Source organism: Pseudomonas sp. ADAK18 (assembly GCF_012935695.1).
Classification (GTDB): domain Bacteria; phylum Pseudomonadota; class Gammaproteobacteria; order Pseudomonadales; family Pseudomonadaceae; genus Aquipseudomonas.
The window spans coordinates 2,838,947-2,863,693 of record NZ_CP052859.1; the positions used below are offsets into that span (position 1 = coordinate 2,838,947).

The following is a 24,747-nucleotide window of genomic DNA, read 5'->3' on the forward strand; positions in this document are numbered from 1 at the left end:
GCTGCCTGAAAGCCTGCCGACGGGTGTCGCTCAAGCGACACCCGCACCTTCGTTACGACGTACGCGCGGCCTGTTCATGGGCCGTGGTGGCGCGTGGGTCACCGGTCTGTCGGTGCTGGTCTCGCTGTTGGCGCTGCTGCCGATTGCCTTTGTGATTGGCGTCTCGTGGCAAACCGGCTGGGCCACGGTGGAGGCACTGGTGTTCCGGCCACGGGTGGCCGAACTGCTGATCAATACCGTGCTGCTGGTGGTGATCACCTTGCCGCTGTGCGTGGTGTTGGGTATCGCCCTGGCCTGGCTGACCGAGCGCAGCAACCTGCCCGGTCGACGCCTGTGGTCGTTGTTGGCCGTCGCACCGCTGGCGGTGCCTGCCTTCGTCCACAGTTATGCGTGGGTCAGCCTGGTGCCTTCAATCCATGGCTTGCCGGCCGGGGTACTGGTGTCGGTGATCGCCTACTTTCCTTTTCTCTACCTGCCGGTGGCCGCCACGCTGCGCCGGCTGGACCCGGCCATCGAAGATGTCGCCGAATCCCTTGGGCTCAAACCCTGGGCGGTATTTTTTCGGGTGGTGTTACCGCAACTGCGCCTGGCCATTTGCGGCGGTGCGCTGCTGGTGGGCCTGCATCTGCTGGCCGAATATGGCCTGTACGCGATGATTCGCTTTGACACCTTCACCACCGCGATCTTCGATCAGTTCAAATCCACCTTCAATGGCCCGGCCGCGAACATGCTGGCAGCGGTGTTGGCGTTGTGCTGCCTGGCCATGCTCACCGCCGAATCAGCGGCGCGCGGCCATGCCCGATATGCCCGGGTCGGCTCAGGCAGCGCGCGGGATCAACGGATTGTGCAGTTGAGCCCTCGCACTACCACGCTCGCGCTGCTGTTGCAGGGGCTGACCTGCCTGCTGGCCTTGGGCGTGCCGTTGATCACCCTGGGCAAGTGGCTGATTGCCGGTGGCGTGGAGGTCTGGCAAATGAGTGAATTACTGCCGGCCCTGGAGCAGACCCTGCTCTTGGGCGTCGCCGGTGCCGTCCTCACCACCTGCGCGGCGGTACCGATTGCCTGGCTGTCGATTCGCGCGCCCGGTCGGTTGCAACGCGTCCTGGAAAGCTGCAACTACATCACCAGCTCGTTGCCCGGCATCGTCGTCGCACTGGCCTTGGTAACGGTGACCATTCATTACGCCCGGCCGATCTACCAGACCACCATCACGGTACTGCTTGCCTACCTGCTGATGTTCCTGCCCCGCGCCCTGGTCAGCCTGCGCGCCGGCATCGCCCAAGCCCCCGTGGAGCTGGAAAACATGGCGCGCAGCCTGGGTCGTTCCCCCGGCCGGGCGTTGTGGCTGATTACCATGCGCCTGGCCGCACCGGGTGCCGCCGCCGGTGCCGCGTTGGTGTTCCTGGCGATCACCAATGAGCTGACCGCCACCCTGCTGCTGGCGCCCAACGGCACGCGAACCCTGGCCACCGGTTTCTGGGCCATGACCAGCGAAATCGACTACGCGGCCGCCGCGCCCTATGCGCTGATCATGATCCTGCTGTCGCTGCCGTTGACCGGCCTTCTTTATCACCAATCCAAACGTACGGCTGGCCGATGAACGCCCTCGAACTGCATTCGCTCTACAAATCCTTCGGCCCCCAGCGCGCCCTGGAAAACATCAACCTGTCGGTGCCCACCGGTAGCCGCACGGTGATCGTCGGGCCTTCGGGTTCAGGCAAGACCACTTTGCTGCGGATGATCGCCGGCTTCGAGTTTCCCGACGCGGGCAGTCTCACGCTCAACGGCCAGACGCTGGTGGACGCTACCCACTGCGTGCCGGCCCACCAACGCCTGATCGGTTATGTGCCCCAGGACGGCGCGCTGTTCCCGCACATGACTGTAGCGGCCAATATCGGCTTTGGCCTGACGGACAAAGGCCCAGCCCGGCAAACACGGATAGCCGAGTTGATGGACAGCGTCGCGCTGGACGCCAACATGGCCCAGCGTTGGCCTCACGAGCTGTCCGGCGGCCAACAGCAACGGGTGGCACTGGCCCGAGCGCTGGCCCAGCAACCGCGGCTGATGCTGCTCGACGAGCCCTTCTCGGCCCTGGACACCGGCTTGCGCGCCGCCATGCGCAAGATGGTTGCGCGGCTGCTGGCCGATGCCGGAGTCACCACGATTCTGGTGACCCACGACCAAAGCGAGGCGTTGTCCTTCGCCGATCAGTTGGCCGTCATGCGTCAAGGGCGCCTGGTGCAATCCGGCCCGCCCATGGACCTGTACCAATACCCCCACGACACACAAACCGCCTTGTTCCTCGGCGAGGCCGTAGTCATGCCCGCACGGATCGAGGCCGGCTGGGCCCATTGCGATTTGGGCCGTATTGCAGTCAACAGCCAGGGCACCCACCACACCGCGCAGATCATGCTACGGCCCGAGCAATTGCAGATCAGCAGTACATCGACGGATTCGTCCGGCTGCCAGGGTGTGGTCACCGAGCGAGACTTTGGCGGCAACACCTGCACCCTGACCGTAGCCTTGCAAGCCGCCGAATTCGAGCCGGGCCGCTCACTGCTGGTACGCAGTACCGGCCTGCAAGCGCCCGCCACCGGCAGTGCGGTGCACGTCACCACCCTGGGCCACGCTCACGTTTTGACGGATTAAGCTCGGCGCGCGCGGCCCCTCAGTCTCAGCTAAGTTTCGCTGCGTACCTTCTGCCCTGCGCCAATGACGGCGCGGTACGGCAGAGGTCACTCAGATGAATTCCACGACAGCCCGCTGGCTGAACAAAGTCCCCGAGGTGACGCTGTCCTTCTGGGTGATCAAGATTTTATCCACCACCGTGGGCGAAACCGGCGCGGACTTCCTGGCCGTCGACGCCGGCTTCGGTGCTGGCCGCACCAGCATCGGCATGGCGGCTCTGCTGGGGATCGCGCTGTATTACCAACTGCGCACCAAGGCCTACACCCCCTGGATCTACTGGTTGACGGTGGTGCTGGTAAGCATCGTCGGCACGCAGATCACCGATATTCTCACCGATAAACTGGACGTCAGCCTCTACACCAGCACCGCGATATTTTCAGTGTTGCTGGCGGTCAATTTCCTGGTCTGGTACCGGAAGGAACACAACCTGTCGATCCGTGAGATCGTCACGCCCCGCCGGGAGTGGTTCTATTGGACGACGGTGCTCTGTACCTTTGCCCTCGGCACCGCCGCCGGCGACCTCGCCACTGAAGCCCTCGGCCTGGGCTTTACCCTCGGCGCAGTGATCTTTGGCGCACTGATCGCCGCCACCCTGATCGCCTGGCGCCTGGGCGCCAATGTGGTGCTGACGTTCTGGATCGCCTACATCCTGACGCGCCCGTTCGGCGCCTCCCTCGGCGACTTGCTGACCCAGGCCAAAACCTACGGTGGCCTCGGCATGGGCGCCACCTGGACCAGCGCGATCTTCCTGTGCGTCATCGTCTTGCTGGTTGCTGTCGCGCAAATCAACGGCGGCAATCGCAAAGCCCTCACTCAATAAAGCCATTCAAGGACATCCTCATGCGCCACGTTCAAACCCTTATTCGCCGCGTTGCTATTGCCACATCGATCCTTTTGCTGGGCATCGCCGCGGGCTGCTCGAAACCTGCCGACAAACCCACGGCCAGTACCACTTCCAATGTGATCAGTGCCCAGAACCCGTCGGCCTCGAAACTCGGAGACCTGTCAGGATTTCGCACCATCGCTGCCGAAGTCTCGGCCCTAGTCGACAAAAATGATCTGCCAGGCGCAAAGACCCGGATCAAGGACCTAGAAACCTCCTGGGACTCCGCCGAAGCCGGGATCAAACCTCGCGCCGCCAGCGACTGGCATGTGGTCGACAAAGCCATTGACCGCGCACTTGACGCCCTACGCGCCGGCAGCCCAAACCTGACCGACTGCAAGGTGGCCATGGACGACTTGCTCAAGGCCTTCGACGCGATGAAGGGCAAGCCATAACGGACAAAATCCACTACAGGTGCTTCAATACAGGCGCGACGGTCTCGACCCTCGCGCCTTGTTTTTGCCGGAGCGGGACATGCGAATACTGCTGGTCGAAGATGACCCGATGATTGGCGATGCCATCCAGGGTGCCCTCACGGATGCAAGCTATGCCGCCGACTGGGTGAAGAACGGCCCGAGCGGCCTCGCGGCACTCGACACCCAGCACTATGACCTGGTGCTGCTGGACCTCGGCCTGCCCGGCAAAGACGGCCTGGAAGTGCTGGACAATATTCGCGCGCGCAACAACCCCGTGCCATTGCTCATCATTACCGCCCGCGACAGCCTGGACGACCGGCTGCGCGGCCTCGATGGCGGTGCCGACGACTACCTGCTCAAACCCTTCGCCATGGCCGAACTGCTCGCCCGCATGCGCGCGGTGTTGCGACGCAAAGGCGGCAGCGCCCTGCCCTTGCTGGGTAACGGCATGGTGTCACTGGACTTGCTGTCCAAGGAGGCCAGCACCGAAGAACAGGGCAACGTCCCGCTCTCCAGCCGCGAGTTTGCGTTGCTGCAAGCCTTGCTGATCCGACCCGGAGCGATCCTTTCACGCAGCGATCTCGAAGACCGGATTTATGGCTGGGGCAACGAGGTGGAAAGCAACGCCGTCGAGTACCTGATTCATGGGTTGCGGCGCAAATTGGGCAGCCATGTGATCAAGAACGTCAGGGGGCTGGGATGGATGGTTTCAAAAAACGTTTGAGCGAGTCGGTCCAGCTCAGGCTGTCCGTATCCCTGTCGCTGGCAATCCTGATCGTTGCCATTGCAGCCGGCATTTTTTCGTTCATCTCAGCCTTTGAAGAAACCCACGAGATGCAGGACGACAGCTTGCGCCAAGTGGCGATGCTGTTTGACCGCCAGCACATGACCCTCAAATATCCCGAAGGCAAGGCCATCGACGGCGATGACGAGGAGTCCCGCGTCATCGTGCAGTACCTGGCCGATGGCGCAAAAGCCCTGGGCAACGATGACACGAGCATTCCCCTGCCATTCCCCACGAGCCTGGCCGATGGTTTGTCCACGGTGGACGTCGGCGGCGAAGCGTTTCGGGTACTGGTCAGAACCCTCGCCGCAGGTCAACGCATCGCCGTCGCCCAAGAAGTCGACGCCCGCGACAAAGACGCCCGCGAAGCGGCCTTACGCAGCCTGTTGCCGTTCCTGATTCTGTTTCCGGTCCTGCTGTTGGTGGTCAGCGATCTGGTGCGCAAAATGTTCCGCCCCATCGCCAGCCTCGCCACGGAAATCGACCAGCGCGCCGAACAAGCGCTGCACCCGATTGATGAGCAGCACCTGCCCAGCGAAGTCCGGCCGTTTGTCGTGGCCATCAATCGTTTGCTGGGGCGCGTCGCGCAATCCATGCAAACCCAACAGCGCTTTGTGGCCGATGCGGCCCACGAGCTTCGATCGCCCATGACCGCCCTGTCCCTGCAAGCCGAGCGACTGGCGGCCAGCGAACTGCCTGCACCCGCCCGCGAGCGGCTATTGCCGTTGTCCCAGGGTATTGAGCGCAGCCGAAAACTGATTGATCAGCTGCTGAGTCTGGCGGCCATGCAATCGGCCTCTGAACGGCCCGCAGAAAAGGTTTCAGTGCATGAGATCTATCGACGGGTGGTGGAAGATCTGCTGCCGCTGGCGGAGAACAAGCACCTCGATATTGGTGTGACCAGCATCAACGATGTGCAGGTCATGATCAACGAGCTGGACCTGTTCACCCTGGTCAAGAACCTGGTGGACAATGCCATTCGCTACACCCCGCAGGGTGGGCAGATCGACCTGTCGGTGGAATTGATCCAGCACACGGTACAGCTGCAAATCAAGGATTCGGGGCCGGGGATCAACGTTGATGAACAGGCACGGGTATTCGATCCGTTCTACCGCAGCCTGGGGACCGGTGAGGCCGGTTCGGGGCTGGGACTGTCGATCGTCAAGGCGATCGTGGACCGCATCGGGGCGCAGGTTCGCTTCGGGTTTACCGATGACATCCAGAAAAAAGGGTTGTGTGTCAGCGTGCGTTTGAAAGCAGACCAGGCCCTGACGCCGCTCAGCTAAGGAATGGAGATCCAGTGTGGGAGTTGTCGAGCCCCAGCGAGGCTGCGATGGCGTCGGCACCGTCAACATTGATGTTGCCTGACCCACCGCTTTCGCGAGCAAGCCGAATCGTCGCACCGCCGCTCCCACATTTGTTCTTCTCTGCCTTGAGTAGTGCGCTCGCTTAATTGACTGGCCTTAAGGCTAAGCGCCGGCCCGGGTTCAGGGCGATATGTTTGTACTCGACGAAATCATCCATGGCCGCGACGCCATTGAGGCGCCCCTGGCCGGACTGTTTGAACCCTCCCTCCTCGAACTCGTCGTAGACCACCGCCCAGTCGTTGACCCATACGGTGCCCGCTTCCAGCTCCCGGGCTACGCGCAAGGCACGGTCGAGGTCACGGGTCCAGACGCTGGCCGCCAGGCCGTACTCACTGTCGTTGGCCAACTCGATGGCCTGGGCTTCGGTGTCGAAGACTTGCAGGGTCAGCACCGGCCCGAAGGTTTCCTGCTGGACGATGGGCATTTTCGGGTCAGTGACCTGCAGCAGTGTCGGGCGGTAAAAGGCACCCGCCGTCAACGGCCCATGGTTCACCGGGCCGCCTCGCACGATGACCTGTGCCCCCGCGCTGATCGCCTCCTCTACCAGCCGGTTGACCCGCTGAACGTTGGCCCTGTCGATCAATGGCCCCATTTCACTGGCCGGGTCCGCTGCCGGACCGACTCGCACTGCCGCCAGTCTCACCGCCAGCTTTTTCGTCAACTCCACGGCAATCTCGCGTTGCACCAACAACCGCGAGCCGGTCATGCAGAACTGCCCGGCAAACACCGTCAGCGCTTTCTCCAACGTCGGTACCACAGCATCGATATCGGCGTTGGCAAATACCACCATCGCAGTTTTGCCCCCCAGTTCCAGACCAAAACGCTTGAGGTGTTGTGCACCCACCGCCGAGATGGCGCGACCGGTCGCGGTGCTGCCGGTGAAGCTGATCACCGGCACCCGGGGAGACTCCACCAAATGTTTGGAACCGGCGGCGCCCAGTTCGCTGAACAGGTTGACCACGCCTCGGGGCAGCGACACCGATTCGGACAGGATGCGTGCCACCAGACTGTTGGTCTGGGCGGTCTGCCCCGGCATTTTGATCACGGCAGTGCAACCCGCCGCCAGCGCGGGGGCCAGGGAACGGATCATCAACACCACAGGCGAGTTCCACGGCACGATAATCCCCGCGATACCGACGGCCTGACGCAACACCAGGGACATTTTGCCCATCGCAGGCTCAGCCGCACGGCCATATTCGGTACGGGTCAGGCCTGCGTAATAACGCAACTTGCCGGGCACCATGCTGACCTCAAACTCGGCTTCAGGTTTGATCTTGCCGTTCTCCAGGGCCAGGGTGTCGATCAGCTCCTCCGAGTGACGCTCAAAGGCGTCTGCCCACTCCAACAGGACCTGCGCCCGCAAACTGCGATCGTCCTTCCACGATGTCTCGCTAAAAGCCCGGTGCGCGGCAATGATGCCCTGCTCCGCTTCCTTCAGCCCACCTTCAGCGTAGCGGCCAATACGCTGGCCGGTGGCCGGGTCGATAGAATCCTTGTAGTCGCCGGAGTCCAGCCACAGGCCGTCAATCCAGTTCAATACCGGTGTCGGGTTCATTGGGTACATTCCTTGGGTCAGGCGTAGCGGCGGGCAATTTTTTCGGCGGTGGCGATCACGGTCAGGTTGGTGGCCACCGACGGCACATCAGGAAATATCGACGCATCCACTACGCGCAGGCCTTGCAGGCCCAGAACCTTGGCTTCCAGATCGACAACGGCATGCGGGTCGCCGGCCCGACCCATGGGCGCGGTGGATGTGGGGTGGTGATAGGTATCAAGACTCGCGCGGGCGCTGGCCAGCAGGGCTTCGTCGGAATCATTGCCCTGGCCCGGGTTGAGCTCGGACGCGATCAGTCTGTTCAGAGGGGCCGTCGCGCCAATTTTGCGGGCCATACGAATGCCTTCCAACAGACGCTGGCGATCGCCGGCCTCGGCCAGGAAGTTAAGGTCGATCTTCGGGGCCACGAACGGGTCACGACTGGCCAGCGACACTGTGCCACGGGACAGTGGCCGGGTGAGTGCTACGGCGAGCACAAAGCCGACTTTGGTTGGGCTCTGGTCGTGAGGGAACAAATGGGTGGCGGTGATATGCAAATCCAGTTCACCGGGTTTGGCGTTACTGCTGCGGGTCCAGACCTTGGCACCAATGGCCGGGGACTGGCCGCCAATCAACTCAGGTTTGGCGGCGTAAGCGTTGTAGTAGAACGGGTGGTCCACCAAATGCTTGCCCACCGGAAGGTCGGCCACCACGGGAATCTCCAGGGCCCGCAAGTCATCGCCCGGGCCGACGCCGGAACGCAGGAGAATCGCGGCGCTGCCATAGCTGCCGGCCGAGAGGATGACTTCACCGGCGAGGAGTTTTTCGCCATTGGCCAGTTGCACGCCGATGGCGCGCTTGCCGTCGAACAACACCTTGTCCACCAGGCTGTCGGGACGAATATGCAGGTTGTTGCGGGCACGCACCTCATCGGTGAGGTACGCCATGCCGGTGTTGACCCGTACGCCGTTGACGATGTTCATCGGGTACGGGCCGACTCCATTGGCATCCGCGCCGTCAAAGTCGCTGATCACCTTGAAGCCATTGCTTACGCTGGCGTCGATAAAAGCCCCCTGCATTGGGGTGACGTCGGCGCGACCCAACTGATGCACCGGCAGCGGCCCGTCATGGCCGTGCAAGGCGCTGGCACCGCCGCTGTGGGTTTCCAACTGCTTGAACGAGGGCAACATGTCCTCGTAGCTCCAGCCCGGCAGGTCCCAGCGCTTGAAGTCTTCGGGGCGTGCGCGAATCGCTACTGCACCGTTGATGGCTGAACTGCCCCCCAGTACCTTACCGCGCAACGCACCAATAGGATGATCAATGTAACCGGGCTGGGTCTTGTAGCCCCATTCGAATTCAGGGTTGCCATTGGCGCCGACGATGTCGCTCTTGGCGAGGATCTCGGGGTACTGATGCGGACCGTAGCTGTGACCGGCTTCCAGCAGCAGCACCTGCCGCTTGCTGTTTTCGCTCAAGCGCCGGGCCAGGACCGCGCCGGCCGAACCGCCGCCGACGATGAGCACATCCACCGCCGCGCCTGCACCTGGGTTTTTGCCGGTTTTGCCGGAAGGCTCCAGCGCCTGTGCCAGGCCGCTGCCTGCCGCCAGCGTCGCTGCCACCACCACGGTACCCGCCATCACCGCGCGCCGTGCTGGACTCTCGAGGGTGTTGTTGTTCATGCCCATTCTCCCGATCAGACGCCAGGTTGGATTCGTCTGTTGGGAAGGAGCCTAAAGCAGAGGTATGACTCGAATAAGCCGGTAAAAAACGAATCGACGTTTCGCTTTTTTCGAACGCCTCAACGCTGTGCGAGTAGTTGCTCCCACACCGGCGGGCTGCCGATCTGCTCGCTCAAGAAGTTGGCCAAGGCCTCCAGCTTGGGTGAGCCGCGATGAGACTGGCGGTACACCATCGAAATAGTGCCACCGCGGGGTGCAAACTCGGGCAGCACTTCCTTCAACTCGCCAGCCGCTAACGCTTCAGCGGCCAGGAACGCCGGCAGAATCGCCAGCCCCATGCCGGCCCTGACCGCCTCCATCAATTGATGGCCGTTATTGGTGCGCATCCGGCAACGTACGCGAAAGGACTCCAGAACGTCATTCACCGGTAGCGTCCACATGCCATGGGGTTCGCGGTGTACATACAACAAGCCAAAGTGGTTGGCCAGTTCTGCCGGCGCTTGCGGCGTGCCGTGGGCCGCCAGATAGGCTGGACTGGCACAGATCACATGGCGGTTGGCGGCAATGGTTTTGGCCACCAGCGAGGAGTCCGGCAATTGCCCGATCCGGATGGCCGCATCGAAGTTTTCTTCGTGCAGATTGACGTAACGGTCATCGAACTCCACGTCCAGCCGCAACTGCGGGTAGCGCACCGCGAACGCCGCCAGGATCGGCGTCAGGTAACGAATGCTGAACGCCATCGGCGCCGACAGCCGCAAGTTACCGCGCAGGCTCGACTGGAACGCGAGCACCGCATCTTCAGCGTCTTCGACATCCGCCAGGATGCGCACGCAATGGCTGTAGAACACCTGCCCTGGTTCGGTCAGGCGCACCTGGCGCCCACGCTCGAGCAAGGTGCTGCCCAGGCGCTTCTCCAACTGCTGGAGCCGTTGACTGACCACCGACTTGGCCGTCCCCATGCGCCGGGCGGCTTCGGAAATACTACCGGTGTCGACCACCGCAACGAAGCAGTGCATTTCAGACAGTTTGTTCAAGGTAGGCGTCGCTCGTATCGAAGGTTTTTACACTGGCAGAACTGACTGCCGGTCAGTTGTTTCTTATAGAAATGTACCCAATATCCGATTGACGCAGCGCAGCTGAATCAGCGCTTCGGCCTGTTCGTCGGCCAAACCCAACTGCGGGGCGACGTCAAAGGCTTCGCCGAAGGCTTCCAGGACCGTCGCTCAGGCCGAGTCAAACTCGACGGTGACAACTTCGGCGCCTACTGGACCCTGACCGACCCGAAAATTGGCTGGTACGTTGACCTGGTAGCCATGGGCACACGTCTGGATGGTGATAACAAATCCGACCGTGGCATGAAGATGGACAGCAAGGGTCACGCATTGGCGTTGTCTGCCGAGGCCGGCTATCCGATTGCCATATCCGAGCACTAGGTGGTGGAGCCGCAGGTGCAAGTGATCAACCAGCAGATCGACATGGACAGCCAGAATGACGGTATTTCCAAGGTCTCATTCGACTCCCAGGACTACTGGACCGGTCGGCTCGGTGCACGCCTGAAGGGGCGCTACCTGGTGCAGAACACGCCGATCGAACCCTACGTGCGGGCCAACGCCTGGCGGACTTTCGGTGGCAGTGACACGGTGACCTACGATGACGTTGACCGGATCAAGAGTGATCACAAGTCTTCCTCCGCTGATGTCGGGGTGGGTGTGGTTGCACGGTTATCGTCCACGGTCAGTGTGTACCTGGCTGCGGATTACAATACGAACCTGGACACCAACGCACTGGAGGGTGTGTGGGAATGCTGGGGTGAGGATAAGCTGGTAAGCGCCTTCGGAGTGAACGTGCAGTCAACCCGGAGCTCATATTGTAGGCGACGCTTCCTGGACACTCTTAACGCCCTATACCTTAGTTAGAGTGTGTAGACAAAAAACTAAACTTACCACTCCTTCTGCTTGCACAGCGTTTAAGTAATAAGAGGACTCAGCGGCTAACCATGATTGACTGCATACCACGAGTTAAGCGCGGGTATGGCTGGCCGGGGCGCGCATGCTCGCGTGCCGACTCATGACATAATTTTGTCTACTCCCTCCACATACAGTGAGGAGTACAAAGAGCAAGGTCCGACCGAGGGGACCGCATGCAGCCATGCATAGGCTCTTATATAAACCGTGCGCCGATAGATTTATTTTTTATCAAAAAGCGCATCTCCCATCAGAATAGGCACCTCGGCAATACGCCCTTTTAGTTCTTTCAGTGAAATATGTGTATGAAGCCTACTCACGCCCGGCAATTGATGCAGCTTACTGTGAAGAAGATTTGAAAAACTATCTAAGTCTTTAGACAAAACAACCAAAATATAATCTTCGAGCCCAGAGATAGAATGAAACATTACGACCTCGGGAATCTTTACCACTTCAGTCTGAAACTCTTTAACACGAACGGCGGACTGATAATCTAGTGTGATCATAACAAAAACCAAAAACCCTAGATCCACTTTCGCTCGATCTATCTCCGCGTGATAGCCCCGAATGACACCAGACGTTTCAAGCTTGTTTAATCGTCTCCAGCAAGGGGACTGGGATAGGTTCACACGGGGTGCTAGCTCCGACGTGGTCAACCGACCGTTTTCCTGAAGCTCACTCAAGACTGCCAAATCTATAGAATCCAAAGCTTCGCGCATAACTTATTCCCTTGATTCGCAAAAAATTATTGTTGTATGCATATTATCAAAGCAAGGCGAATAGATCTACCGAGCGTTGTTTTTGCAGGTATACACTCGGTTTGCGAATTTCGCCAATTCGCTAATCAGTAACTACATCGACTCAAGGTAAATATAAAAATGATAACTGACCAAATTGATCGGCGTGAGGCAGGCTTGCAGCGGGGACTATCCTCTAGCCAAATGAGCATGATTGCCATTGGAGGGGCCATCGGTACAGGACTATTTTTAGGGAGTGGTTACGCGACAACGACAGCAGGCCCTGCCGTCATTGTTAGCTTTGCCATTGGTGCACTTATATCAATCATGCTTATCGCATGCCTGGCAGAAATGACGGTTACTCACCCTAACGCAGGATCATTTGGTGCATGTGCTGAGCGTTACATGGGCCCTTGGGCAGGATTTGTCGTTCGATATACATATTGGGCTGGTATGGTTCTGGCAATTGGCCTAGAAATTAGCGCAGTCGACACATACGCAAGGTATTGGCTTCCAAATTCGCAGCCTGGGTTATGGGGAGCGCTCCTGGCTGTAGTTCTGGTCGGATCTAACCTTCTAAACGTGAAAGTTTTCGGTACTATCGAATACGTATTTTCTTCAATAAAAATTGCGGCCATCATTGCTTTCATCTTGCTTGCAAGTTATGTCGTATTCTTCATGAATTTGCCTGGCGTGGGATTCCATAACTATATATCCAGCGGTGGCTTCATGCCCCATGGTTTTGCCGGCGTGTGGAATGCCACTCTGATTGCCGTTTTCAGCTACACCAGCATCGAGATGATTGCTGTTGCTGCCGGCGAAGCCGTCGACCCTCGACGAGCTATTGTAACTGCATTCCGTGGAACTGTTATCAGGTTGGTATTGTTCTATATCCTATCAATCTCTTTGATGCTCGCTATCGTGCCATGGCAACAAGCCGGCTCAGGGGGTAGTCCTTTTGTAAAAGTCATGGAAGTTATTAATATTCCTTGGACTGCCGGGGTACTCAATTTCATTGTACTGATCGCTGCGCTGTCAGCAATGAACAGCCTCCTGTATGTAACAACCCGGATGATGTTTAGCCTTTCCTGCGCAGGCCAGGCACCTAAGAAGCTAAGCAAACTCAATAAACGGGGCGTACCAGCCGCAGCATTGGCACTTTCCAGCGTAGGCGCTGTTGTTGGTGTAGCAATCACTGTCGTTTGGCCGAAAGAAGCATTCATCTGGATGGTGGCAGTGGTAATGTTTGCGCTGATGTTTGTCTGGGCAATGATTTTTCTTACTCATATTTTCTTTCGCAGGGCCTTGAAAAAAGATGGCCTCGAACCCGCCCTGAAAATTAAAGGATATCCAATATATACTGTCCTCGGCCTAGTACTGATGGTGTCGTTGATGGCTAGCACCGCGATGTATAAAGACTTCCAACTTACGTTACTGACGGGCGTTCCGTTTATTATTTTTCTCAGCGCCCTATACTACCTAAAATACCGGAACAAAACGTTCGATTTAGTTGATGGCATTGCATAACCCTTCATCCCGCCCACTGAATAAAGTTTAAAAAACAGACGACAAGGCGTTCATCAAATGTTTAGAAATGTAGAGTATTATCACGGCGACCCTATCTACAGTTTGTTCGAAGAATTCGAAAAGGACCCTAGGACAGAGAAGGTCAGCCTCAGCGTAGGTGTGTACTGCAATGAAGGTGGCAGTATCCCCTACATGAAAGCGGTGCAAAGGGCAGAACATGAAATTTCCCAAGATTTCGGGCCCAGGCCTTACCTGCCGATGGAAGGGATGCATGCGTTCAGCGTAGCTGCTCAGGAGCTGATCTTCGGCAATTATCACAACAACACTGCAGGCGATCGGGTAGTGACGGTGCAGACCGTAGGTGCAACCGGTGCCGTGCGGGTAGGTGCGGATTTTCTCAAGCATAATCTGAACTGCAATAACGTTTGGATCAGTGATTTTACTTGGGAAACTCACGACGACATTTTCAAGGCAAGTGGTTATCAGGTTAACCGTTATCCTTATTATGACGTCCACACCGGCGGCGTAAACTTCAATGCGTTGATCGACTGCTTAGAAAAGCTGCCAACGCACAGTGTGGTTGTGCTGCATGCATGCGCTCACAACCCTACTGGCGCTGAACTCTCCAACACAGAGTGGGATACGCTGAGCGCTCTTGTGGCCAAGCGAGGATTGATACCTTTCTTGGACATGGCCTATCAAGGTTTTTCCAAGTCGTTGGAAAATGACGCGTATGCACTTCGAGCGCTGTTAAATGCAGGCGCTTCGTTCCTGGTAGCAAACTCATTCTCGAAGAACTTTTCTCTTTATGGCGAGCGTGTGGGCAACCTCAGCATCGTTTGTCCAAGCGCCGCGCAGACAACAAATGTACTCGGGCAACTGAAAGCAGTCGCTCGCAGGACGTATTCGAGCCCACCTACTCACGGCGCCAGAATCATCGAGAAAGTGCTGACAACACCGGCGCTCAGAATGATCTGGGAGCAAGAACTGGACTCTATGCGCGCCCGTATTCAGTCTATGCGAACGGGTTTGTATGAACGACTTGCGGATAAAGTCGGCCATGACCGCGTGGCCTATCTGCCCGTACAAAGCGGAATGTTCAGCTTCACCGGGCTGAATGCAGAGCAGATTAAATGGCTGCGTAACGAGAAAGCTATTTACTTGGTGGGTTCAGGACGAATCTGTTTGGCAGGCCTTACGCCGACAAATCTGGACTATGTGGCGGAGTCGATGACTCTGGCCATGGGCCTTGGTTTTGCCTGAACTTCGTAAGTCATGCCTCACACAGCGTGAGGATCGAGGAACTGCATTATGAAAAGCACAATAAAACAGTGGGTTAGAGCAAAGCATCCCATCGCGGGCTGCTTTATTTCGATTCCGCATCCGGCATCGGTGGAAGCCTGTGCCGTCAGTGGTATTGATTTTATATGCATTGATGCCGAGCACTCGGCAGTCGGACGCGAAACCCTGGAGAACATGATTCGGGCTGCTGAATGCGTCCAACTGCCGGCACTCGTTCGTGTGCCCGATGCCAAGTCTGGATGGATTGGCTGGGCACTGGATTCCGGTGCAGATGGAATCATCGTTCCACGGGTGGAGACGGAAGAAGATGCACAGCTGATCGTCAAGGCTGCCTACTATTCCCCAAAAGGCTCACGGGGGGTTGGGATTGCGCGTGGTTCAAGCTATGGCGCCGCGCTACAGTCTGATACTGAACATGCCCATGATTGCACCTGCGTTATCGTGCAAATTGAAACCTTGGAGGGCGTACGCAACGCTCAGAAAATTATTAACGTTCCAGGTATAGATGCGGTGTTCATTGGACCATTTGATCTGGGCCTAAGTCTGCGCGTCGTGGAGGAGCATGAGCGCCCTACCTTAGAGTCAATGATCTTGTCTATTCGGGAAATTTGTGAAGCCTCCGGCATTAACGTAGGTATTTTTATACCCACTGCAGGTGATGTAAAAAAATTCGCAGAGTTCCCCATGAAAATCATTGGAACGGATGTGATGCACCTGCAGCAAGGTCTAAAAAGCATTAGCGCAGTGTTGTCCATAACGAAATAGCCAAACCATGGACTGGCTTGAAACAGCAGCAAACGCAGCCAAACATCATGTTTGCTGCTGCCTCAGGTTAAAATGATACAGCGCGACCGTCGCTTAAGGGATATACCATTAATATGAAGTTAGATTCTATCGACTTGCATATACTCCGCGTGCTGCAGCAAGACGGTAGCCTACAAAATTTTGAGTTAGCCAAGCGTGTCGATCTATCTGCGTCCCCTTGTTCACGACGCGTACGCAAACTTGAGGTCAATGGCGTCATTGAACGCTATGTTGCGGTGGTAAACCCGGACAAGATCGGAAAATCTATTACGCTCTTTGTCCGAGTGTGGTTGAAGTCCCAAGCTGCCGAGGCGATAGAACAGTTTAGCGGGTTTGTGCAATCCCTATCAGAAGTCTTGGAGTGTCACTTGATGGCATCTGAATGTCATTTCCTGCTCAAGGTTGTAGTACCTGACTTAGAGGTATTCGGCTTATTCCAACTCGCCTGCTTAGGTAATGACCAGGGCGTTAGAAGCGTGAAGACTGAGATCCCTATGAAGATGATAAAAAGCACTACTGCGTTGCCACTGCAAATACCTAACGGGTATCACCGCTCACCCTGACACGTTTGCAAAACGTCTTGACATGGGTGGTCAGTACACCAAGAGCAGCTCGTGCCCCTGAACCTCGCAAGTCCTATAGGTACAACGCACCGACACCGCCGACGCCCAGGCCACGGCGCGTCAGGTCGAGAGCCTGGCGTTGGCCGGCGCCGAACTGGTACGGATCACGGTCAACAGTCATGACGCCGCCGCCCAGGTCGCAAACATTCGAGAGCTGCTGGACCGACGCAACGTCAGCGTACCGCTGGTAGGTGACTTTCACTTCAATGGTCATCGCCTGCTCGCGGCCTACCCCGAATGCGCCGAGGCGTTGGGCAAGTACCGCATCAACCCCGGCAACGTCGGCAAAGGCGCCAAGCGCGACGAGCAGTTTTGCAACATGATCGAGATCGCCTGCCGCTACGACAAACCGGTGCGGATTGGGGTGAACTGGGGCAGCCTTGATCCCGACTTGCTCGCGCGCATGATGGACACCAACGCAATGCTCGCCCAGCCGCTGAGCGCGGATGCGGTGATGCGCGAGGCCCTGGTGGTCTCTGCATTGGAAAACGCCTACCGCGCCATCGAAGTCGGCCTGCCGGCGGATCACATTGTGTTGTCCGCCAAGGTCAGTCATGTGCAGGACTTGATCGCGGTGTACAGCAACCTGGCCGGGCGCTGCGAGTTTCCGCTGCACCTGGGGCTAACCGAGGCGGGCATGGGTACCAAAGGTATCGTCGCCTCCTCCACCGCATTGGCGGTGCTGTTGCAGGAAGGTATCGGCGATACCTTGCGCATTTCCCTTACACCGGAGCCCAATGGTGACCGCAACCGAGAAGTGTTGGTTGCGCAACAGATTCTGCAGACCATGGGCCTGCGCGCCTTCACCCCGTCCGTAGTGGCTTGCCCAGGCTGCGGCCGTACCACCAGCAGTCTGTTTCAGGAACTGGCGCAGCAGATCGAGGCGTTTCTGCGGGTGCAGACACCGGTCTGGAAAGGTCTGTATCCCGGTGTCGAGCATATGCACGTGGCGGTCATGGGTTGCGTGGTGAACGGCCCCGGAGAAAGCCGGTTGGCGAATATCGGTATTTCCCTGCCGGGCGCAGGGGAAAACCCTTCAGCGCCGGTGTACATGGACGGTGAGCGTGTCGCCATCCTCAAAGGACCGGGTATTGCCCAGGACTTCACCGATTTGCTGCAAGCCTATGTGGCGGCGCATTACGGGAAGCAGGAATCAGCCAGGCTTCTGCTCGAAGGCATGCTTGAGAGAAACACGATCAGGGTGCGCAATGAGCCAGCCCACGGTGCTTGAGCGTATCGGAAGGCAACTCGGAAAATTGCTTGCGGTAGTGCTCGGCAAAACGCCCCAGGTGCGCAAACCCATAATCCAGCGCCAACTCGGTGACATTCCTCACATTGCAGCTGGGGTCGGCCAGGCAGGCGTGCACACGTGACAACTTCTGCTCGCGGATAAACCGTTGTGGCGTGGTGGACATGTGCTTTTCGAACAGGCTGTACAAGGAGCGCACGCTGAGTTGTGCCTGCTCGGCAAGACTCTGGACGCTGATCTCCTGTTGCAGGTTGCGAGTGATGTAATCCACCAGCCGTTCGAAGGTGCTGTTGGAACACGCCAGGTGTTCACGCCGTACATTGTTGCGCATCAGGGTCAGCATCTTGCTGGCCACGATCTGTGCATAGTGCTCCTGCACCCGAACCAACGCCTCCCCGTCTTCGGCTTCGGTGCAGAGGGTGGCGAGCAACGGAACGAAGGTTTTCAACTGGTCCAGTGAATAGCGCTGTTGCAGGAAACGTATGCCTTCACGCGGGTAGAGCCAGCGCTGCTCCTGGCAGATGGACTCGAGCAACTGCGTCGGCACCTTCAGAATGAATTTCTCGCAATCCTGGGAGTACGTCAGGTCCACAGGATCATCGGGGTTGATCAACAGCAACTCCCCCGGTACCAGGTGATGGACCCCGGCGGGGCCACGCCACAGGCAGTTGCCGCGTAACAAGACCTGCAAGTGGAAGATGTCCTCCAGCGCGTGGGAGACCACGCGCACACTGGTGCCGTAGCTGATACGGCACAGGTCCAGGCTGGCAAACTTTCGGTGATTCAACCGGGCATGGGCGTCGGCCTTGCGTGGCAATTGAATGCAGTGGCTGCCGACATGCTGATTCACATAGCAGGAAACCGCATGCGGGTCGGCGTTCTTGAACACCTCGCTGCGCTCACTGAGCAGGGGCATATTCACGGCGATCACCCTTCTATTGTTTTTATGAATCAGGCTTGAAACGCTGGAGCACGTCACAGGCAGGTTATCGATTCTCGGACACGATCAGCCTGGGCGCCAATACGGATTGGGTTGAGTACGATACCTCCAAGGTATTCAAATGTTCTGTTAACCCAGATCGCCCCCGCCCACCGGCAGCGTGACGCCGGTGATATAGGACGCCTCGTCGGACGCCAGGAACAGGATGCCCCCGACCTGCTCGTCGATCGTCCCGTAGCGCTTCATCAAGCTGCTGTCCTTCGTCTGCTCGACAATCTGCGCGTACCACTGCTGCTCTTGCTCGGTGGCAACGCTGCTATTACGCGGAATACGCCGCGCAGGGGCCTCGGTTCCTCCGGGCGCCGTGGCGTTGATACGCACCCCGCGCCCAGCCGTTTCGAAAGCCAGACACGCCGTCAACGCGTTCACGCCACCTTTGGCGGCACCATAGGGCACCCGGTTGACCCCGCGCGTGGCAATGGACGAAACGTTGACGATCACCCCGCTGCCTCGTTCCAGCATATGGGGCAGCACGCTGTGGCAACACCACAAGGTCGGAAACAACGAGCGGCGCACCTCAGCCTCGATTTCATCCGGCAAGTAATGCTCGAAAGGTTTGGCCCAAATCGTACCGCCGACGTTGTTGACCAGGATGTCCAACCGGCCAAAGTGCTGTATCGCCTCGGTCATGACGCGCTGGCAATCTTCATAACGTTCCAGGTCGGCAGTCAGGGCGAGCACCTCGGCCGGCAGTTCGTGGACCAGCTCGGAACGGTCGACAGCCACCACCTGAGCGCCTTCGAGCAGCAAGCGCTCGACCACACCACGCCCTATACCCTGCGCCGCGCCAGTGACCAGCGCGACCTTATCGTTGAATCTCATGTTCATGGCGACCTCGAAAACGCTTGGCTGACTCATGCCACGCTGGCGGCGAATTTTTCGTAGTAGAAGTTGGCGGGAGCGATGCCCTGCTCACGCAGGTAATGACTCACGGCTTCCACCATCGGTGGCGGCCCGCACAGGTAGATGTCCACGTCACCGTCGTTCAGATGCTCGGCGCCGATATGCTGGGTAACATAGCCTTTTTGCGGCCATTGACTGTCCGGGTTCGCCACACAGGCACTGAAGGTGAAGTTGGGAATACGCTCGGCTAATGCCTTCAGGCGATCCATTTCCACCAGGTCCCCATCGTGGGTCACGCCGTAGATCAGGTGCAGTGGATGATCACTGCCCAGCTCGGCGATGGTGTCGAGCATGGCCGTGAACGGCGCCAGGCCGGTGCCTCCAGCCAGCAATAACAGGGGGCGTTTGATCGGTCGCAGATAGAAGCTGCCCAATGGGCCGGCCAGGCTCATGGGGTCGCCCACCTTGGCCAGCTCGGTGAGAAAGCGGCTCATCAGGCCACCGGAGACATTGCGGATCAGAAAGCTGACCCGGCCGTCTCTCTGAACTGAACTGAACGAGTACGCACGGCTTTGATCGCTGCCCGGCACCTGAAGGTTCACGTACTGGCCCGGCAGAAACGCCAGATCCGCCAGCGCTTCGCCCTGGAGCAGCAATGACAGCGTGCTGTCAGACAAACGCCGCACCTCCTGTATCACGCCCTGATAGGTGGATTGCCCGGTCTTGCAGACCTGCGAAGAGGCCGGGACTCGCACCACACAATCGCCCTTGGCGCGCATCTGACAGGTCAGCACATAACCTTCGACAGCCTCCTGGGCGGTCAAGGCGTCGTCGATGTATTCCTCACCCAAGTCATATTCACCGGATTCGGCAAAGCACTTGCAGGTACCGCAGGCGCCATCGCGGCAATCCAGTGGAATATTGATGCCTTGACGGTAGGCCGCGTCGGCCACGGTTTCGCTCGGTGTGACGTCGATAAAGCGGGTCACGCCGTCTTCAAAATTCAGTGCAATCTTGTGGCTCATGGCATACCTCGCATGACCGTGTTCAACCCGGTTCACAAGTGATAGATATCGATGACCTGACGGACATAATCGTTTTTCAGCACGACTTTCTTGGCCTTGATCAGCGGCTGCTCCCCGCGTGTATCCAGGGTGTAGAAGCTGGTGCCGAAATAGCTGTCGACGGTCTTGTAGCGAAAGCTCAGGGTGTGCCAGTTAAACCGTACCAGGCACTGGTCTGCGCTCTGCTCGATGATCTCGATATTGCTCAGGTTATGAGAGGTGCGGGTGTCCGGAATACTCGCACTGGAACGCTCGGTCTTGATCCGGAAAACACGGTCTTCCAGCCCTTCGCGGCTGCCGTACCAGATCAGCGAAATCTCGCTTTGCGGGTTCTCGGTCAGCTCGTCATCGTCATCCCAGGCCGGCATCCAGAACGTGGCATCGACGGCGTACAACTCAAGCCATGGGTCCCATTGCTTGTCGTCGAGGTAACGGGCTTCGCGAAACAGGAAGTCGCGGACGCTGTCGTAAGCGATACTCATGGGAGCTCCCGCGCGGGAATCTTGCCCGTCTGCTCGGTGGCCACGGCTTGCCGCAGGGTGTCCTGCCAGTACTTATGCTGCTGGACGAACAGGCCTTCGTCCTCGGTACGAACACCGCTGAGCAACGGGTGCAGGTCAATCTCCACGGCGGCGTCATCCGGGCCTTCGACCCAGTGCTCTGCGCCCCGTGACATATCGTTCCAGGCCGTCGCGTTGCCTTGATAGCCAACCTGGCAAGAGCGGAACTCCTCCAGATCATCAGGCGTTGCCATGCCGCTGACGTTGAAAAAATCCTCGTACTGACGAATGCGCCGGGCCCGGGCTTCTGCGCTTTCGCCTACCGGTGCGATGCAGTAGATGGTGATCTCGGTCTGGTTGACCGAAATGGGCCTGGCAATACGAATCTGCGAACTGAACTGGTCCATCAGGTAGACGTTGGGGTACAGGCAAAGATTGCGTGAGTTACCGATCATCCAGTCAGCACGCGCCTGGCCAAAATCACTGACCAACTGGTCACGGCGTTCATACAGAGGACGATCCTCAGGGTTGGCCCAGCGCGTCCACAGCAACATGTGCCCTTTGTCGAACGAGTAGAACCCTCCTCCGCTTTTGGCCCAGCCCCCGGCACTCATGGTCGGATTGCTGTCACCGCGCTGGCGCTCCTTGCGCTGGTTCTGCGTCGCGGCATAGTTCCAATGCACGGAGCTGACGTGGTAGCCGTCGGCACCGTTTTCAGCAGTCAGTTTCCAGTTGCCTTCGTAGATATAACTGGACGAGCCACGCAGCACTTCCAGGCCATCGGAGGATTGATCAACAATCATGTCGATGATCTTCGCCGACTCGCCCAGGTGCTCGACCAAAGGCACCACATCCGGGTTCAGGCTGCCAAACAGGAACCCACGGTAGGACTCGAACCGGGCCACCTTGGTCAGATCATGGGAGCCCTCGCAGTTAAAACTCTCGGGGTAGCCGGCGTTGCTCGGGTCCTTGACCTTGAGCAACTTGCCGGAATTGTTGAAGGTCCAGCCGTGGAAAGGACATGTGTAAGAAGCCTTGTTGCCGTGCTTGTGCCGGCAAAGCATCGCACCACGGTGACTGCAGGCATTGAGAAAGGCATTGAGCACACCCTCTTTGTTGCGCGCGATGAAGATCGGCTGGCGTCCCATCTGCAGGGTGATGTAATCGTTGTTTTGCGGGATCTGGCTTTCGTGGGCCAGGTAGAGCCAGTTGCCTTCGAAGATGTGCTTCATCTCGAGGTCGAACAGGCGGGGGTCGGTAAACATCTCGCGCTTGCAGCGATAGATGCCTGCTTCACGGTTTTCTTCGAGCAAGGAATTGAGATACTCGACGCCGATGGACATGGTCAGAGCCTCCATTGTTTTTATTGGGCTGCTCCAGTTTCATCGGTTGGCGGGGTCTTCAATATCCGTTGCGTGCAGACTGTTATCCGGTTTTTGCACAAAGGCGACCCTTCAGGTTAATGCCAGTCAGTTAAGGAATGGAGATCCAACAACCGAAGCAGATCCAGTGTGGGAGCTGTCGAGCCCCAGCGAGGCTGCGATGGCGTCGGCACCGTCAACATTGATGCTGCCTGACCCACCGCTATCGCAGCCTCGCTGGGGCTCGACAACTCCCACCTTTGATCTTCTCTGTCTTGAGGCTCTGTGTTCGCTTAACTGATCGGCATTAACCCTTCAGGTCGCCTTTGTTTCAATAATGAACTGTTTCAAAAAGTCGCTGCCGTCAGTCATCACTTAGGGCAGCAGTAAGGTGTCAGACTCAAAGAACAACCACGGTTTTACCTCGCGCACCACCTGCCCGGTTTTCTGCCAGTGCGGCAGGCACTTGCGCCAGGGTGATTTGTCGCTCGACAGGAATCGATAGCTCGCCGGCCACGGCAGTCCTCACTAACAGATCCAGGTCGGCTGAGGTTGCCTTAACTTCAAAATTACCTCCCTTGATCCCACGCGCCAGAAGCTCGTCTGCTCGAGCTGACCACACCGTGCTCAGGGCCACACCCCCGTTCTTTACAAGCGAGGCATGGAGAGCAAACCCGGCAGCATCGCTGACGAGGTCCACCAGCGCGTCGATACCTTCCGGGTAGTGAGTGCCGATCCACTCGTCGATGGGGGTGGCATGATAATCGAGTGTTTTCACCGCGCCCAGCACGCGCATCCGTTCGGCAGCTAACCCCGAAGCCGTTGCGATGACGCGTAGTTCGTTCATGGTTACCAACTGCGTCAAAAACGAACCGACGCCCCCCGTCGCCCCCACAATCAACACGGTGCTGCCAGGTGCCAGATCAAGCCGCTGACTGAGCTGTAGGGCCGTGATGCCTGCGGTAGGCAGTGCTGCCGCCAACGTGGCGGGCAGTGTCTGCGGATAACGGCTCAGGACAGCGTTTTGATCGATCACCGCATAGTCGGCATAGCTGCCCTGACCTGCACGCCCGAAGAGGAACTGCCCCAGCACCCGGTCACCCGGTTTGAAACGCTGGACATCTGCTCCGATAGCTTCAACGACGCCTGCGCCATCAACACCGAGTATCAAGGGAAAGAGGTGGGGGATTTTTCCCTTGAGGATGCCGTCGCCCACTCTCCAATCGAATGGGTTAAGCCCGCTGGCCTGAAGTTTTACGAGTATCTGTCCGGCCTCTGGAACGGGACGCACCAGGTCCATGAGGACTGGAGCGGTTCCAAACGCATTGACGGCGACTGCTTTCATGATTGATCCCCTGGGGAGTGAAATCTGAGAGAGCCACAGCCTAATAAAAAGACAATACTTGGTAAACTCACTAGAATCGGACTAACCGTTACTCAATATCGGACAATAAGATGTCAGGACCCGCCGTACTGCAGGATCTGAACGACCTCTACCTTTTCTCGATGGTGGCGGAACATGGCGGTTTCTCGGCGGCGGAACGTGCGCTGGGAATACCCAAATCCCGACTCAGCGCCCGGGTGGCGATACTTGAGCAACGACTGGGTGTTCGCCTGTTCCAGCGCACTACACGACAGGTCTCGCTGACTGACATCGGTGCGCGTTTTCTGTCCCATTGCAAGGCCTCGATTACCGAAGCGCTGGCGGCGCAAGAAGTCATCGACATGGCGAGCGCGGCACCCCGCGGGCTGGTACGCATCAGTTGCCCGATCCTCGCCACGCAAGTCTTTATCGCACCGTGTTTACCGCAGTTCATGCTGGCCTACCCACAAGTGCGGGTACAGGTGATGGCGACTGATCGCCCTGTGGATCTGCTGACCGAATCCATCGACATCGCGATACGCTTGCGCCAGCCAGGTCATATGGACAGCGAGCTGGTGACCAAGCCTCTGGGGATTAGCCGGCGCATTCTGGTCGCAAGCCCGGACTATCTGAAACGCCTGCCAGCGCTGTCCCATCCGGACGACCTGGCACTGACATCAACCCTCTGCTTTGAACTAAAAGACGATATACAGGAGTGGGAGTTGGTCGGCCCTGACCAGGAGCGTGCTGTGGTCCGGCATCAGCCGGTATTGATGAGTGGCGACCACGAGACACTGCTGCAAGCAGCAGTGCAAGGCCTGGGCGTCGCGATGTTGCCAGACGTCGCGTGCTTTCGGGCACTGGCTCAGGGTCAACTGGAAGTGGTTCTGCCAGGGTGGGGAGCGCCTGAACTGGTGCTCCATCTGGTGTTCCTGACACGTCGAGGCATGTTGCCCTCGGTCAGGGCGCTGATCGATTACCTCTCTGAAAACATTCCGCAGTTGGGAATGGCGCCGAGCGAATAACCTGAGACGTCTACGCCCTGGCAGGCAGTGCTGA

At 58.3% G+C, this 24,747-nt stretch carries 21 protein-coding genes and 2 pseudogenes; 13 read left to right on the forward strand and 10 right to left on the reverse strand.

Translation table 11 applies throughout. The annotated features are described in order from the left end of the window. Position 1 precedes the first annotated feature (1 nt). The 6 genes from HKK55_RS12665 (at position 2) to HKK55_RS12690 (ending at position 6,057) form a co-directional block, all read left to right on the forward strand. Complete coding sequence (locus HKK55_RS12665; protein ID WP_169357846.1) at positions 2-1,600, forward strand: iron ABC transporter permease; 1,599 nt, start codon at positions 2-4, stop codon at positions 1,598-1,600. Continuing rightward, a complete protein-coding gene (locus HKK55_RS12670; protein ID WP_169354996.1) occupies positions 1,597-2,649 on the forward strand; it encodes an ABC transporter ATP-binding protein in 1,053 nt (350 codons plus the stop codon). The genes HKK55_RS12665 and HKK55_RS12670 overlap by 4 nt, the downstream gene beginning before the upstream one ends. Positions 2,650-2,743: 94 nt before the next feature. After that, positions 2,744-3,508, forward strand: coding sequence for a hypothetical protein (locus HKK55_RS12675; RefSeq protein WP_169354997.1), 765 nt, complete (start codon positions 2,744-2,746; stop codon positions 3,506-3,508). 20 nt (positions 3,509-3,528) lie between these two features. After that, entirely contained in the window at positions 3,529-3,966 is a 438-nt protein-coding gene (locus tag HKK55_RS12680; protein WP_169354998.1) for a hypothetical protein, read from the forward strand. Positions 3,967-4,045: 79 nt separating this feature from the next. Next, on the forward strand, positions 4,046-4,711 hold the full coding sequence (locus HKK55_RS12685; protein ID WP_169354999.1) for a response regulator: 666 nt from the start codon (positions 4,046-4,048) through the stop codon (positions 4,709-4,711). Next, positions 4,687-6,057 carry an ATP-binding protein gene (locus HKK55_RS12690; protein ID WP_169355000.1) on the forward strand — a complete coding sequence of 457 codons (1,371 nt, stop codon included), beginning with the start codon at positions 4,687-4,689 and terminating at the stop codon, positions 6,055-6,057. Before HKK55_RS12685 ends, HKK55_RS12690 begins: the two co-directional genes overlap by 25 nt. 163 nt (positions 6,058-6,220) lie before the next feature. On the opposite strand, the gene HKK55_RS12695 is transcribed toward HKK55_RS12690, so the two are convergent. The 3 genes from HKK55_RS12695 to HKK55_RS12705 all read right to left on the reverse strand — a co-directional run bounded on the left by HKK55_RS12695 (position 6,221) and on the right by HKK55_RS12705 (position 10,385). Next, positions 6,221-7,693 carry an aldehyde dehydrogenase family protein gene (locus tag HKK55_RS12695; RefSeq protein ID WP_169355001.1) on the reverse strand — a complete coding sequence of 491 codons (1,473 nt, stop codon included), beginning with the start codon at positions 7,691-7,693 and terminating at the stop codon, positions 6,221-6,223. 17 nt (positions 7,694-7,710) lie between these two features. After that, entirely contained in the window at positions 7,711-9,351 is a 1,641-nt protein-coding gene (locus HKK55_RS12700; RefSeq protein WP_169355002.1) for a GMC family oxidoreductase, read from the reverse strand. A 119-nt stretch (positions 9,352-9,470) separates the two neighbouring features. Then, positions 9,471-10,385, reverse strand: coding sequence for a LysR family transcriptional regulator (locus HKK55_RS12705; protein ID WP_169355003.1), 915 nt, complete (start codon positions 10,383-10,385; stop codon positions 9,471-9,473). Positions 10,386-10,493: 108 nt separating this feature from the next. On the opposite strand from HKK55_RS12705, the pseudogene HKK55_RS12710 reads away from it, so the two are divergent. Then, positions 10,494-11,178: pseudogene (locus tag HKK55_RS12710) on the forward strand (autotransporter domain-containing protein); the annotation flags it as partial. Between the two features lie 358 nt (positions 11,179-11,536). Here HKK55_RS12710 and HKK55_RS12715 read toward each other — a convergent pair. Further along, complete coding sequence (locus HKK55_RS12715; protein WP_169355004.1) at positions 11,537-12,034, reverse strand: Lrp/AsnC family transcriptional regulator; 498 nt, start codon at positions 12,032-12,034, stop codon at positions 11,537-11,539. A gap of 159 nt (positions 12,035-12,193) precedes the next feature. Here HKK55_RS12715 and HKK55_RS12720 point away from each other — a divergent pair, with 159 nt between their 5' ends. The 5 genes and pseudogenes from HKK55_RS12720 to ispG all read left to right on the forward strand — a co-directional run. Then, positions 12,194-13,579, forward strand: coding sequence for an amino acid permease (locus HKK55_RS12720; RefSeq protein ID WP_169355005.1), 1,386 nt, complete (start codon positions 12,194-12,196; stop codon positions 13,577-13,579). Positions 13,580-13,636: 57 nt separating this feature from the next. After that, positions 13,637-14,842: an amino acid aminotransferase gene (locus tag HKK55_RS12725; protein ID WP_169355006.1), complete on the forward strand. Its 1,206-nt coding sequence runs from the start codon at positions 13,637-13,639 to the stop codon at positions 14,840-14,842. A gap of 48 nt (positions 14,843-14,890) precedes the next feature. After that, complete coding sequence (locus tag HKK55_RS12730) at positions 14,891-15,646, forward strand: HpcH/HpaI aldolase/citrate lyase family protein (protein ID WP_169355007.1); 756 nt, start codon at positions 14,891-14,893, stop codon at positions 15,644-15,646. Positions 15,647-15,753: 107 nt separating this feature from the next. Then, positions 15,754-16,248 carry an Lrp/AsnC family transcriptional regulator gene (locus HKK55_RS12735; protein WP_336604617.1) on the forward strand — a complete coding sequence of 165 codons (495 nt, stop codon included), beginning with the start codon at positions 15,754-15,756 and terminating at the stop codon, positions 16,246-16,248. A gap of 97 nt (positions 16,249-16,345) precedes the next feature. Next, positions 16,346-17,539 (forward strand): annotated as a pseudogene (gene ispG / locus HKK55_RS12740) (flavodoxin-dependent (E)-4-hydroxy-3-methylbut-2-enyl-diphosphate synthase); the annotation flags it as partial. On the opposite strand, the gene HKK55_RS12745 reads toward ispG, so the two are convergent. The 6 genes from HKK55_RS12745 to HKK55_RS12770 all read right to left on the reverse strand — a co-directional run bounded on the left by HKK55_RS12745 (position 17,505) and on the right by HKK55_RS12770 (position 23,670). Beyond that, positions 17,505-18,479 carry an AraC family transcriptional regulator gene (locus tag HKK55_RS12745; RefSeq protein ID WP_169355009.1) on the reverse strand — a complete coding sequence of 325 codons (975 nt, stop codon included), beginning with the start codon at positions 18,477-18,479 and terminating at the stop codon, positions 17,505-17,507. The pseudogene ispG and the gene HKK55_RS12745 overlap by 35 nt on opposite strands. Before the next feature lie 147 nt (positions 18,480-18,626). Beyond that, positions 18,627-19,385, reverse strand: a complete 759-nt coding sequence (locus HKK55_RS12750; protein WP_169355010.1) for a 1,6-dihydroxycyclohexa-2,4-diene-1-carboxylate dehydrogenase — start codon at positions 19,383-19,385, stop codon at positions 18,627-18,629. A gap of 26 nt (positions 19,386-19,411) precedes the next feature. Beyond that, entirely contained in the window at positions 19,412-20,425 is a 1,014-nt protein-coding gene (gene benC, locus HKK55_RS12755; RefSeq protein ID WP_169355011.1) for a benzoate 1,2-dioxygenase electron transfer component BenC, read from the reverse strand. A 32-nt stretch (positions 20,426-20,457) separates the two neighbouring features. Continuing rightward, positions 20,458-20,946: a benzoate 1,2-dioxygenase small subunit gene (benB, locus tag HKK55_RS12760; RefSeq protein ID WP_169355012.1), complete on the reverse strand. Its 489-nt coding sequence runs from the start codon at positions 20,944-20,946 to the stop codon at positions 20,458-20,460. Beyond that, positions 20,943-22,307 carry a benzoate 1,2-dioxygenase large subunit gene (gene benA / locus HKK55_RS12765; RefSeq protein WP_169355013.1) on the reverse strand — a complete coding sequence of 455 codons (1,365 nt, stop codon included), beginning with the start codon at positions 22,305-22,307 and terminating at the stop codon, positions 20,943-20,945. The genes benB and benA overlap by 4 nt, the downstream gene beginning before the upstream one ends. 418 nt (positions 22,308-22,725) lie before the next feature. Continuing rightward, entirely contained in the window at positions 22,726-23,670 is a 945-nt protein-coding gene (locus HKK55_RS12770; protein WP_169355014.1) for an NADP-dependent oxidoreductase, read from the reverse strand. Between the two features lie 110 nt (positions 23,671-23,780). On the opposite strand from HKK55_RS12770, the gene HKK55_RS12775 reads away from it, so the two are divergent. Beyond that, positions 23,781-24,713 carry a LysR family transcriptional regulator gene (locus HKK55_RS12775; protein WP_169355015.1) on the forward strand — a complete coding sequence of 311 codons (933 nt, stop codon included), beginning with the start codon at positions 23,781-23,783 and terminating at the stop codon, positions 24,711-24,713. The last annotated feature ends 34 nt before the right edge of the window (positions 24,714-24,747 follow it).